The organism is Kribbella antibiotica, assembly GCF_004349055.1.
GTDB classification, from domain to species: Bacteria; Actinomycetota; Actinomycetes; order Propionibacteriales; family Kribbellaceae; genus Kribbella; species Kribbella antibiotica.
Genome location: NZ_SMKX01000099.1, coordinates 21,170 through 32,999 on the forward strand (window position 1 = coordinate 21,170; position 11,830 = coordinate 32,999).

Here is an 11,830-nt window from a genome sequence, read left to right on the forward strand (position 1 = left end):
ACCCCACCCTGGAGGAACTCGCCTTGACGGTACGACGCCCTGGCCGGCTGGCCGCCGGTTCCGCGGCAATCGCTCTCCTGTCCACCGCCCTGATCGCCGGACCGTCGCTCGGAGCACAGGCCGGCGGCGGGAATTTCCCCGCCACTCCGGGCTCCCCCGGCGTCGGCGACGTCGTCTACCCGAACCTCGGCAACGGCGGCTACCAGGCCGACCGCTACGAGCTCGACCTCAAATACGACGCGGCCACCCGGCTGGTCGCCGGGCACGTGAAGATCCTGGCGACCACCACGCAGAATCTCTCGGCGTTCAACCTCGACTCCTTCGGTCTGGACATCACCGAGCTGCGGGTCAACGGCAGCACCGAGCTGTTCCGGCAGGAGGGCGAGGAGCTCGTCGTCTCGCTGGAGTGGCCGATCCGGACCGCGACCAAGTTCGTGATCGACGTCAGCTACACGGCCGACCCGCGCAAGATCAAGCCGCCGGCCGGCGGCTGGGTCGCGACGCCGGACGGCTTCGCCACCGCGCCGCAGCCGGCTGGTGCGCACACGATCTTCCCGGGCAACGACCACCCGTCCGACAAGGCCGACTACGTGATCCGGGTGACCGCGCCGCAGGGCACGATCGGTGTTGCCAGTGGCAAGCATGTCGGGGATCAGGTGAACGCCGACGGCAGCACGACGTCGACGTACCAGACGCTGAACCCGATGGCCACGGAGCTAGTGCAGGCCAGTGTCGGCGACTACACGATCATCCGCCGCAATCCCGATGCTCCCGCGACAGATCCGGTACTGCGCGACGTCGTACCGACTGCTCGGATCCCGAAAGTGGATGCGGCGCTGAAGCTGACCGCCGGGCAGCTGGACTGGCTGACGCAGCGACTCGGCGCGTTCCCGCTGGAGGCGTACGGGATTCTTCCGGCCAACAACGACGCGGCGGACGCGTTCGACTTCACCGGACTCGAGACGCAGACTCTGACGCTGTACAAGCCGAACTACCTCGCGCAGACCGAGGACAAGATCGGCTCGCACATGATGCACGAGCTGGCGCACAGCTATTTCGGCAACAGCCTCACGCCCGCGTCGTGGAGCGACCTGTGGTTCAACGAGGGCCACGCCGACTACTACGGCCTGATCTACCGCTACGAGCGCGGCTGGCCGGACACCCGCGGCTACACCACGATGGTCGACCGGATGAAGTTCACCTACAGCCAGGGCGACCTGTGGCGTAAGTCCTCCGGCCCGGTGGCGAAGCCGAACGCCCAGAACCTGTTCGACAACCAGCGCTACACCGGCGGCGTCCTGGTTCTCTACGCGCTCGCCGAGAAGATCGGTCAGGACAAGTTCCACCAGATCGAACAGGCCGCCCTCAGCACCCACCGCAACAGCACCATCTCCACCGAGCAATACATCACCCTGGCCACCACCGTCTCCGGCGACGCAGGAGTCCGCCCGTTCCTCGAGGACTGGCTCTACGGCACCAAGACCCCGCCGATGCCCAACCACCCCGACTGGACCGTCGTGGCGCCCACCGCGAAGGCTCTACGCACCGCCAACGTCCAATCGGATCGCTTGGGCAACTAAAACCAAAAGAAGGGGCTGACGGCAACAACCGTCAGCCCCACTTCTTTGTCTGGAGAACTACTTCCAGGCCTTGCGGCGGCTTTCGGCCGCCTTGACCGGGCGGGTGGATTCCCAGACCCGACGCCAGCGTGCGGACGTGACTGGCCCGGTCTGGGTGGGCGACGTACCGGCGGCTACCCGGCGGCGGGACTCGTACCAGGTGGTCGACTCCTCGTCGAGGAGGGCGGCCACGGCGGCAGCGATCTTCGGCGCGAAGTCGCGTGGGCTCTCGCCCTCGGCCGGGTACAGCGGGTCGCCGTACCGGATGGCAACGGTCGGGCGTCCGGCCACCGGCCAGTTGCGGCCGCGCGGCATCGCGGCGAACGAGCCCTTGATGCCGACCGGGATCACCGGCACGTTGTGCTCGACCGCAAGGTAGGCCGCGCCCATCCGGAAGCGCTGGAGCCAGCCGTCCGGTGAGCGGGTGCCCTCGGGGAAGACCACGACGTTCCAGCCGTCGGCGAGCAGGTCACCCGGCGTCGCGCTGAGCTTGCCGCTGCGGCGCTCGATCGGGAACGTGTTGAACACGATCGCCGAACCGGCAGCGCGCCACCACGTGTCGAAGAAGTAGTCGGCCGCCGCCGCCATCGCCGTCTTGCGACGCATCGCGTCCGGCAGCGACAGCAGCAACAGCGGGGTGTCCAGGTGCGACGAGTGGTTCGCGACGATCAGCGCCGGTCCGTTGAGCTTGCGCAGCGCGTCCAGCCCGCTGACGGTCGGCTTGGTCGTGCCGTTGATGACCGCGCTCAGCGGGCCTTTCTGGAGGACGTCGCGGACCGCCATCGCGGCCGGCGTCCGGGCCCACTTGGTCGGGAAGACCGTGGTCTCCTTCGGTACGACGTACGGCTCGGCCGAGCGCGGTACCTGCGCCCGCCGGCCCCAGCGCCAGCCGCGCGCGACCACCTTGACGTCGCGCACGGTCTCGGAGGCGAACTTCACCACGCTGTTCCCCATCAGCGGACGTCCGCGATCAGGTGCGGCGGGTTGTGCAGGTAGGTGATCGACGGCGAACGGCCGACCGAGTGGCTGACCATCTCGAGCGCGTCCTGCAGCGTCGACGCCGACCGGAAGCCCATCCGCTCGACCGTCTTGCGGTTCGCGCCGACCCAGACGATGTCACCGCAGTGGTCCAGGGCGTGGCTGATCCAGTACCACATGTAGAACGGGTGCACGCCGTGGTACGCGTACGACGTCCGGTACAGGTGGATGTACCACGGGTCCTCGGCGTACTGCTTCTCGAACTTCGCCTCGATGGTGGCCGGGTCCGTGGACTCCGACAGCACCTCCTCGAAGAAGTCGACGTACGACGGGTGGTGCAGCTGGCTGAACTCGTACGGCACCGGGTGGTAGAGGATCAGCGCGCCGTCCTTGCGGACGATCGGGTTCCCCCGGTAGGAGTTGAAGTGGTAGCCCATCCCCATCACCGCGGCGAGGATCGGGTTCATCACCGAGTTCACGTTGTACGGGCTCAGGTACGGCACGCCGATGATGCCGACGTCGGACTGGCCCTGCACCTCGACCAGGTGCTGGGCGTGCACCATCTCGAGCGTCTTGTCGTGCACCGGCTCGATCTTGCCGGCGTTGATGCCGGTCAGCTGGTACGGCGACCGGACATCAGTGTAGATCTTGTGCCGCAGCTTGCTCGGCGCCGCGGCCAGCCCACGCTTGGCGGCCAGCATCGAGGCCTGGTCCTTCAGCGACCACTCCCACTCACGCTTCTGCAGGAACCCCAGGCCGCCGCTGAACAGGTCGTTGTTGAGCGTCGTCTCGATCTGGAAGACCTTGACGTGCTCGGTCAGCACCTCGCCCATCCGCCAGGCCGAGTGGTGCATCTTCGAGGCCTTGTGGTCCATGAAGGACCGCGAGTGGATCATCGTGTGGCTGTTGTGGTGGTGCTTCAGCGACTTGTACGACGCCAGTCCGATCGACGTGGACTTGTGGCCACCGTCCATCGCCACCAGGTTCACGTTCACGTAGACCAGCAGGTCCGATTCGGCGGCCCGCTTGGAGATCTCGACGTCCTCACCGTGCCGGGTCTGGCCCAGGTGGGTCAGATTGTCGGCGTCCTCGGCGTCGAAGTTGTAGAGCTTGCCGTCGGGGAAGAACGACCGGAAGACCCGCTCGCCGACGATGTCGCGCAGCTCGTTCGGCGTCAGCCGCCGGTGCAGCGCGTTGGCGGAGATGAGCTCGACGTCGTCCACGCCGGCCTGGGCGGCCAGCTCGAGGACGGCCTCGATGATGCGCTGCCGGATGTCCGGCTTCTTCATCGGAGGCAGCGGCAGCGAGATGTCGTCGAACGCGATCGTCAACCGCATCCCGGCGCGTAGCAGCTCCGGGAGCGGCTCGGACTCGATCGGGTTCAGCAACGCGTTCTGGATCGCCTCCTCCACGTCGCGGACCGGCGGCAGCGCCTCCGGCGGGTAGACCACGCGGGTGCCGAGCGGGAAGCGCTCCAGCAGGAAGCCCTCGCCGTTGTGCACAATCAGCGGCGGAGTGCGGTCGTCCACCTCAAGCACGAATCCTGGCCGAGCCATGTCAGAAACCCTCTCGTCGTACGTCCTGCGGAACTGTCACGGCCCTCACGAGGCCCTCACATCGAAAGCAACCTTGACCGTGCCGAGGCGGCCGGCCGAATGCGCGTGGTCAAGAGCCTCACGCCAGCGGTACAGCGGGTACTTGGCCCCGACGACTCCGTCGAGCGGAGCCTTCCCGGCCAGTTCCAGTGCGGTCTCGAACGCCGGCCGCCCATTGGGCTCCGACGACGAGGAAGCGTACGTACCGACGACGTCCAGCTCACGGAACCAGACCGGCGACAGGTCGGCACCGGTCGACGGCATCCCCGACAGGACTACCCGGCCACCGGCCTTGGTGACCCGCAGGACCGTGTCGATCGAGTCCTTGCTGCCGACCGCGTCGACGGCGATGTCGACGCCGCCGAGCAGAAACTCCTTGGCGCCCAGTTCGGGCTTCAACCGGAACGCGCCGGTCGACCGGCGAACGCCGCGGAACACCTCGTCGGGCGCCACAACATCGGTGGCACCGAACGCCTTGGCGAGCTCGCGCTGCTTGGGATGCTTGGCGACGACCGTGATGCGGCCGGCCTGCGTCAGCTCACGAATGGCGAGCGTCGCGAACAGACCCACCGCACCCGCGCCGCTGACCAACACCGACTGACCGGCCTGCACATTGGCACGCAACGCGGCGTGAACCGCACCGGCCAGCGGCTCGACGAGCACAGCGCGCTCATCACTCAGGCCCTCCGGTACGGCGTATAGCTGGCTGCGGTGAGCGATCATCACGTTGCCCCAGCCACCGCCGGTGTCCTGGCAGAAGCCTGTTTGCAGACCGGGCTTCAGGTGGCCGACGGTGATCCGGTCACACCGGTTGGTGTGACCGGACGCGCAGCCCTCGCACAGCTCGACACCGCGGGTGGCGCAGGTCAGGACGCTGTCCATGACTACGCGGGTGCCCTTGGGCAGGTCCTCGCAGTCTTCCAGCAGCTCACCGACGACCTCGTGACCAGGCACGAACGGCATCGACACCACGGCGGAGAAGTACATCTTCGTCGAGCCGAACACCATGCCGAGGTCCGAACCGCAGATCCCGGACAGGATCGGCCGGATCCGCGCCCAGCCGGCCCGCTCGGCCTTCGGCTCGTTGATGGTGACGAGCCGCAGCGGCGCCGCCGGGCCGGTCAGTACGCCGGGGATCCGGCCGCCGACGGCCTTGGCCGCCAGGTACTTCGCAGGCGAGCGGTACATCTCGAGCGCCAGCATCATCGGGCCAAACCTCCAGAACGCTGCACCCCAGGGAGCTCCAGTCGCGAAGAGGTGGTCGGGGTCTTCCAGTCAACGATCTGCCAGCGTCCAGCTCGGGCCGCCCGGTAAAGCGACACATCCGGCGAGACCGCGACCGGGTTGCCCACGGCTGCCAGCATCGGCAGGTCCGAGTGACTGTCGGCGTACGCGAAAGACTTCGACAGGTCGACGTTGCCGGTCCGGGCGCGGTGCTTGATCCACGCGGCCCGGGACTCCCCGACCAGCGGCGGTCCGGACAGGTAGCCGGTGCAGCGGCCGCGGTCGTCGACGGACAGCTCGGCCGCGACGATCTCGTCGAACAACGGCTCCAGCGGCCGGGTCAGCGGTCGCACGGCACCGGTGATCAGGATCGTCTTGTGCCCGGCGGCCCGGTGCTCCCGGATCCGCCGTACCGCGGCACCGCTGAGGCGCTCGAGGACATGCTCGGCGAGGATCTCGTCGACGATCCGGTTGAGCTCTTCGAGGTCGGCCCCGGCGTACCGGCGGTAGATCGTGCGCAGGAACGCGCCGCGATCCTTGCGCTCGGCGTTGATCAGCTTCGGCAGCCGCCGCAGCATCTGCCCGATCTCACCGGCCCGCTGCGGACCGTCCAGCTCGGGGAGCCGCATCCACAGGTAGGTCTCGATCACGTTCGACGACAGCAGCGTGCCGTCCATGTCGAACGCCGCGATGATCTCGCCGTCCGCATCATCGGTCGACTCGCCAAGCTTCTTCAGTACGCCGGCCGTCTCGGCCAGCCCCTTGTTCCGCTTCTTGCGGACGACGTCGAGGCGACGCATCGACTCGGTGACGCTCGGGCAGTGCACATCCTGGAAGTAGTACTGCCAGTCGACGACCGAGGTGTCGCAGGCGAACTTCACCTGGTCGTCACCTTCGAGCGCGTTGTGCAGCGCGAGCACGTTGTCGTCGATGAAGTTCAGCTCGGCGTGCGCGTACTCGGCGTACAGGTCCAGGTAGCGGCGCAGGAAGTCGATGCGGCGCTTCTGGACATCCAGCTCGCGGGCGAACTTGCGGGTGCGCTCACCGCGCGGGACGCGGGTGATGACCGCATCGGCCAGCTTGTGCGCACGTTCGCCGTACCGCAGCATCGTCTCGACCGAGTCACCGCCGGGGAACTTCCACACCGGCAGCCGGACCGCACCGCGCTCACCCAGGTCGAACGGGTGCTTGGAGAAGTAGGCGTGGATCTCGGCGTAGACCTGATGGAAGGTCAACGGGTTCCGGGCGCCGGAACCGATGTGGTAGTACTCCGGCTTGCTCAGCTCGGGCTCGGTCGCCATCACCGCGCAGATCGCGCCGACCACGTGGTCGACCGGGATGATGTCGATGGTCGCGTCCGGGCTGGCCGGGAACTCCGGCAGCTCACCGCGGCCGTAGGCCAGGATCAGCGGCTCGGCCATCTTGAAGCCCTCGATCCAGCCCGGGTGCGGGGTGACGAGCGCGGACTCGATGATGGCGGGGCGGACGATCGAGGTCGGGAACTTCGCCGAGAACTCCTCCACCACGCGCTCACCGAGCGCCTTGGTGAACGTGTAGCAGTCGGTCCAGCCGAGGCTGCGGGCGCGCTCGGTACCGGTCTCGACGAGTCGCTTGGCAACCCACTCGGTACGGCGGCGCTCGGTGTCGACCGCGGCCGTCAGGTGACCGGCGCGGCGGTGCACCTTCTCGGCCGCCTTGCGGAACTTGGCCAGCATCGGCGCGGACCGCGACTGCTCCTCGATCCGGGGCCGCATCGCCATCCCGGCCTCGGCCTCCACCCGCCAGTCGACGGTGTGGTCGACCGACGCCTCCGGGATCGCGCCGCGGCGGCGACCGGCCGTGTAGGCGGTCGAGATGTGCACGTAGTGGATCTTGCGATCCGTCCCCTGCCGGCTCTCGTCGATCCGCTCGAGCAGGCTCTTGGTACCGAGCACGTTGGTCGTGAACGCCTCGTGGATCGGCGGGTCGAAGCTGACGTCACCGGCACAGTGCACGACGATGTCGAGATCGTTCGGCAACGCCGGTACGTCGGACAGGTCGCCCTCGACGACCTCGATCCGGTCCGCGGTCAGCGCCTCGGCGTCGGCGTACGGGGTGCCCTCGCCGTAGAACGGCTTGAAGATGTCCTTCTTCAGCAGCTGGGCCATCCGCATCGCGCCGGTCAGCGAGCCCTTCGGCCGGATGATCGCCACCACGGTCGTGCCGGGCAGGTCGCCGATCATCCGGTGCAGCAGGGCCTCACCGACGAAACCGGTGATGCCGGTGACAAGGACCTTCTTGTCCTTGAGCTTGTCGGCCAGACTCACTTGTCGCCTCCACGCGTGAGTTCGAGTGCCTCGGTCAGAGTGAACGCGCCGGCGTACAGGGCCTTGCCCACGATGACGCCCTCGACACCGTCGGCGACCAGCGTGCTCAGCGCCCGCAGGTCGTCGAGGCTGGAGACGCCGCCGGAGGCGATGATCGGCCTGGCCGTGCGCGCACACAGATCGCGGTACAGCTCCAGGTTGGGCCCCTGCAGCATGCCGTCCTTCGTCACATCGGTGACCACGTAGCGCTCACACCCGGCCGTCTCCAGCCGCTCGAGCACCTCGTACAGGTCACCGCCTTCCTTCGTCCAGCCGCGCGCCGCCAGCGTCCGGCCGCGGACATCCAGGCCGATCGCGACCCGGTCGCCGTACTCGCCGATGATCCGGTCACACCACTCCGGGTCCTCGAGCGCCGCCGTACCGATGTTCACCCGGCGCGCCCCGGTCGCCAGCGCGGCCTTCAGGGAGTCGTCGTCGCGGATCCCGCCCGACAACTCGACCTGCACATCCAGCTTCCCGGTCACCTCGGCCAGCAGCTCACGGTTGCTCCCGCGCCCGAACGCCGCGTCCAGGTCCACCAGGTGCACCCACTCGGCTCCAGCCTCCTGCCACGCCAGCGCAGCCGCCAACGGCTCGCCGTACGACGTCTCACTGCCCGCCGCACCCTGCACCAGCCGAACCGCCTGACCGTCCGCCACATCGACGGCAGGCAGCAGCACCAAATTGTCAGACATGGGCCACACCCTAGAGGGCTCTGATGGCTGATTTGTAACCAGATACCCTGCTGAATCACTCAGAATAGATCTGTCTCAGCAATACCAGTAAGGCGTGTGGTCTACCTGTTTAGGGTGGTGGCATGGTCACTCTGGACGAGCTCGAGCGCGACCCGCACGCGGCCTTGGCCGTGATCCGTCCGATCGGATGGATGGACGCCTTGGGCGGCTGGGTGGTCAGCGGCCGGGCTCTGGCGGTTGCCGTCATGCGCGACCCGGAGACCTTCACCGTCGATGATCCGCGGTTCTCCACAGCCCAAGTAGTTGGGCCCTCGATGCTCTCCCTGGACGGCGCCGCGCACGCTGCTCACCGCGCCCCCTTCGAGTCGCCGTTCGGCCTCGCGGAGACGCGCCGCCGGTTCGCCGGACCGGTGGAGCGCACAGTCGCGGATCTCATGGAACTGGCTCAGTCCCCCAGCGATCTACGAACAACTTTGGCTGGGCCGCTCTCGGTTGCGGTGGTCGCGTACTCGCTCGGACTCCCCCAGGCTTCCGCGTCCACGGTCCTCGACTGGTACACCGCGATCTCCGACTCCGTGTCCGGAGTTGCGGCTGGGCGGGCGGTCACCGCGGAGGGTGCTGCCGCGTTTGCCGAGCTGCACAGACATGTTGCCTCGGGCATCGAATCCGACGGGTTACTTGGTGCGGCGGCTCGGAAGCTGTCCACCGACGAGGTCGTGGCGAATGCCGCGGTACTGATGTTTGGTGGGATTGAAACCACCGAGGGGATGATCACCAACGCACTGTGGCACCTGCTGACCCATCCGGATCAGCTGGAGGTTGTGCGGGCCGACCCCACGCTCCTCCCGAATGCGCTGGAGGAGTCGCTGCGGCTTGAGCCGGCGGCCGCAGTGGTTGACCGGTATGCGACTCGCGACGTCGAGCTCGGCGGACAACAGATCCGCCGCGGCGACCTCGTGGTCGTCTCGCTGGCGGGCGCGGGCCGGGATCCCGAGGTGTTTCCCGACCCGGACACCTTCGACGTACGGCGGTCCAATGCGCGACGGCATCTTGCTTTCGCGAGCGGGCCGCACATCTGCCTCGGAATGCACCTCACGCGACTCGAGACGCAGGCCGCTGTGGCCGCCGTACTGACGTTGCCCGACCTGCAGCTACTTCCGGAGTCACCGGCACCTCGCGGACTCGTGTTCCGCAAGGTGCCGGCGCTCAACGTGACGTGGGCGGGATGAGGCCGTCGCGCGTCAGTACGACGGTTGCGCCGGACTCGCCGGCCGCTTGGATCATCCGGAGCGCGGCCAGCGCCGGGTGGTCGTCGAGGAGCTTGGCGGAGTTGGCCAGCGACCGCAGGGCCGCCGCCTCACCGCGAGCACGTTCGAGCGCAACCCGGCCGCGCTGACGCTCAACCGCAGCCTCAGCCAGCGCTGCCCGGATCTCGCCGATCAGCACGAGATCGCGAATCGTCGCATCGATGATGGTGACGCCCAGGCCCGCGACCTCGGCACGGACCGGCTCAGCGAGCTCGGCGTTCACCTCGGAGCGCACGTCCGGTCGCAGCAGCGCCTCGAACTCACGCCGGCCGATCGCGTCTCGCAGGGCGAATTGCAGCGCCGCGTGCAGGTGATCGAGCGGCGCCTCGGCGTACTCGGCGAAGGCGCGCGGGTCGCTGACCTGCCAGCGCAGAATGGCGGAGACGCGAACGGTCACACCGTCGGCGGTGAAGATCTCCTGGCCGCTGACCGTCAGCTGACGCAGCCGCAGGTCGACAGACTCTCGACGCACCCGCCAGATCTTGGGGACGCGGTGGCGTCCGGGCTCGAGCAGTGCCTCGAAGGCACCGTCCCGATACACCAGCACGCGCTCGTGTGACTGCACCACAACCTTCATTGCACCTTCTCTCGTCCGAACGGAGTTCGCCCCGGCACGCGCCCGGAACGGCGGCGGAGGTTCCGGCTCATGACGAGCAGCCGGGCCTGCAGAGCCGCGCTCCGGGATTGCACGTGTACCGGGGCGAACCGTGAGCTTTGTCCGTTGCAAAGCGGCGCATCCGCACCAGGACGACGCGCAGGACGATCCCTGGCAACCGCCGGTGATCGCTGCTGACCTGGCCGATGTCTCAGCGTTCAGTGTGACCCGTGACCGATGCCTCCAGCAACTGCATTCACGTCTCAGCCGAAGAAGACGTCGTACCCGAGGCGGAGGATCAGACCGGACACCACCACCAGGAAGACGACCCGGACGAACTTGCTGCCGCGTGCCACCGCGGTCCGCGCCCCGAGCAGGCCGCCGACCATGTTGGCCGAACCCATGATCAGACCGAGCTTCCACAGCGGCGCGCCATGCAGGGCGAAGATCCCGATCGCGCCCAGGTTCGTGGCCACGTTGGCGATTTTGGCCTTGGCGCTGGCCTGCAGGAAGTTGTAGCCGAGCAGCCCGACCAGCGCGAAGATCAGAAACGAGCCCGTCCCCGGACCGACCGCGCCGTCGTAGAAACCGATCACGACACCGACCCCGCACGCCGCGAGATAGTGCTCACGCCCGTCGAACCGCAACGCCGTCCGCGCCCCCAGCGAGGGTTTGAGCGCCGTGTAAATCGCAACGCCGATCAGCAGCACGAGCACGATCGGCTTGAACCACGCCATCGGAATCCGCGTCGCCACGACCGCTCCCGCCGCCGATCCGAGACCGGCCAGAATCGCGAGCGGGATCACGGTCTTCTTGTCCGGGCGCACCTTGACCCCGAACGTGACCGCGCTGGTCGCCGTACCGAACAATGACGAGATCTTGTTCGTCGACAGGATCTGCGCGGGCGTTGCATTCGGCAACCCGAGCAACATCGCGGGCAGTTGCAGCAACCCTCCCCCGCCGACCACCGCATCGATCCAGCCGGCCGAGAACGCGGCGAGGATCAGGAAGATCAAGGTCCAGGTGGAGATATCAGGCACACACACCATCGTCAGGTAATGACATTGTTCCAAACAACCCTTACGTGACTCATCCCACCTTCACAACGCTCCGAGCTGGGAAACGGCGTACCAGCGCCTTGTTCTCGTCGATCCCCGCCACACCACCCTGCACCCACACCATTTCCTGGGCATCTCACGGCTTTCGCCTTCCCTCCACCAGGCGAGCCGCCCTCGGCAATTACTCAAGACCTCTTGTACAAACCCCATTGCCAACACCAGTCGCACGGTGAACCCACTCGCCAGGGACCCGGAAACCTCGCGAGTGAACGGACCGTGTGGCTGGCAATCGATATCCGACGACATGGTCCGCACACTCGACGGCTAAACGCCCGGTGGGTTCACTCGGCGACGCCCGAGGGGTTCAGTCGGCGACGGGGGTGGGGCTGGGCATGCCGCTGCCCGGGCGTCTGG

At 67.7% G+C, this 11,830-nt stretch carries 9 protein-coding genes; 2 read left to right on the forward strand and 7 right to left on the reverse strand.

What is annotated here, in order from left to right; translation table 11 throughout:
• Nucleotides 1–23 precede the first annotated feature (23 nt).
• Nucleotides 24–1,580 carry a M1 family metallopeptidase gene (locus E1263_RS27890; RefSeq protein ID WP_202869080.1) on the forward strand — a complete coding sequence of 519 codons (1,557 nt, stop codon included), beginning with the start codon at nt 24–26 and terminating at the stop codon, nt 1,578–1,580.
• A gap of 57 nt (nt 1,581–1,637) precedes the next feature.
• Here the strand turns inward: E1263_RS27890 and E1263_RS27895 are convergent, their stop codons facing one another.
• Genes E1263_RS27895 through priA form a run of 5 tightly spaced genes read right to left on the reverse strand, consistent with a single transcriptional unit; the run spans nt 1,638 to nt 8,456 of the window.
• Nucleotides 1,638–2,573: a lysophospholipid acyltransferase family protein gene (locus E1263_RS27895; RefSeq protein ID WP_132172608.1), complete on the reverse strand. Its 936-nt coding sequence runs from the start codon at nt 2,571–2,573 to the stop codon at nt 1,638–1,640.
• Nucleotides 2,573–4,153 carry an NPN-dependent hydroxyacid isomerase, LarAH14/15/16 family gene (larAH, locus tag E1263_RS27900; RefSeq protein ID WP_132172610.1) on the reverse strand — a complete coding sequence of 527 codons (1,581 nt, stop codon included), beginning with the start codon at nt 4,151–4,153 and terminating at the stop codon, nt 2,573–2,575. Before larAH ends, E1263_RS27895 begins: the two co-directional genes overlap by 1 nt.
• Nucleotides 4,154–4,198: 45 nt before the next feature.
• The gene (locus E1263_RS27905) at nt 4,199–5,398 is read right to left on the reverse strand and encodes a zinc-dependent alcohol dehydrogenase (protein ID WP_132172612.1); all 1,200 of its coding nucleotides are present in this window, start codon (nt 5,396–5,398) and stop codon (nt 4,199–4,201) included.
• A complete protein-coding gene (locus E1263_RS27910; protein WP_132172614.1) occupies nt 5,395–7,722 on the reverse strand; it encodes an HAD-IB family hydrolase in 2,328 nt (775 codons plus the stop codon). The genes E1263_RS27905 and E1263_RS27910 overlap by 4 nt, the downstream gene beginning before the upstream one ends.
• Complete coding sequence (gene priA, locus E1263_RS27915; protein ID WP_132172616.1) at nt 7,719–8,456, reverse strand: bifunctional 1-(5-phosphoribosyl)-5-((5-phosphoribosylamino)methylideneamino)imidazole-4-carboxamide isomerase/phosphoribosylanthranilate isomerase PriA; 738 nt, start codon at nt 8,454–8,456, stop codon at nt 7,719–7,721. Before priA ends, E1263_RS27910 begins: the two co-directional genes overlap by 4 nt.
• Before the next feature lie 122 nt (nt 8,457–8,578).
• On the opposite strand from priA, the gene E1263_RS27920 reads away from it, so the two are divergent.
• Entirely contained in the window at nt 8,579–9,685 is a 1,107-nt protein-coding gene (locus tag E1263_RS27920; protein ID WP_132172618.1) for a cytochrome P450, read from the forward strand.
• On the opposite strand, the gene E1263_RS27925 is transcribed toward E1263_RS27920, so the two are convergent.
• Both E1263_RS27925 and E1263_RS27930 read right to left on the reverse strand, forming a co-directional pair.
• The gene (locus E1263_RS27925; RefSeq protein WP_132172620.1) at nt 9,663–10,340 is read right to left on the reverse strand and encodes a slipin family protein; all 678 of its coding nucleotides are present in this window, start codon (nt 10,338–10,340) and stop codon (nt 9,663–9,665) included. The two genes, E1263_RS27920 and E1263_RS27925, sit on opposite strands and share 23 nt — an antisense overlap.
• Nucleotides 10,341–10,621: 281 nt before the next feature.
• Nucleotides 10,622–11,398 (reverse strand): TSUP family transporter, encoded by a 777-nt coding sequence (locus E1263_RS27930; RefSeq protein WP_238161583.1) that lies wholly within the window; start codon nt 11,396–11,398, stop codon nt 10,622–10,624.
• Nucleotides 11,399–11,830: the final 432 nt, after the last annotated feature.

Coding starts and splice junctions, on each gene's coding strand:
- E1263_RS27895 (WP_132172608.1), bottom strand. CDS start 2,573: ATGGGGAACAGCGTGGTGAAGTTCGCCTCCGAGACCGTGCGCGACGTC.
- larAH (WP_132172610.1), bottom strand. CDS start 4,153: ATGGCTCGGCCAGGATTCGTGCTTGAGGTGGACGACCGCACTCCGCCG.
- E1263_RS27905 (WP_132172612.1), bottom strand. CDS start 5,398: ATGATGCTGGCGCTCGAGATGTACCGCTCGCCTGCGAAGTACCTGGCG.
- priA (WP_132172616.1), bottom strand. CDS start 8,456: ATGTCTGACAATTTGGTGCTGCTGCCTGCCGTCGATGTGGCGGACGGT.
- E1263_RS27920 (WP_132172618.1), top strand. CDS start 8,579: ATGGTCACTCTGGACGAGCTCGAGCGCGACCCGCACGCGGCCTTGGCC.
- E1263_RS27925 (WP_132172620.1), bottom strand. CDS start 10,340: ATGAAGGTTGTGGTGCAGTCACACGAGCGCGTGCTGGTGTATCGGGAC.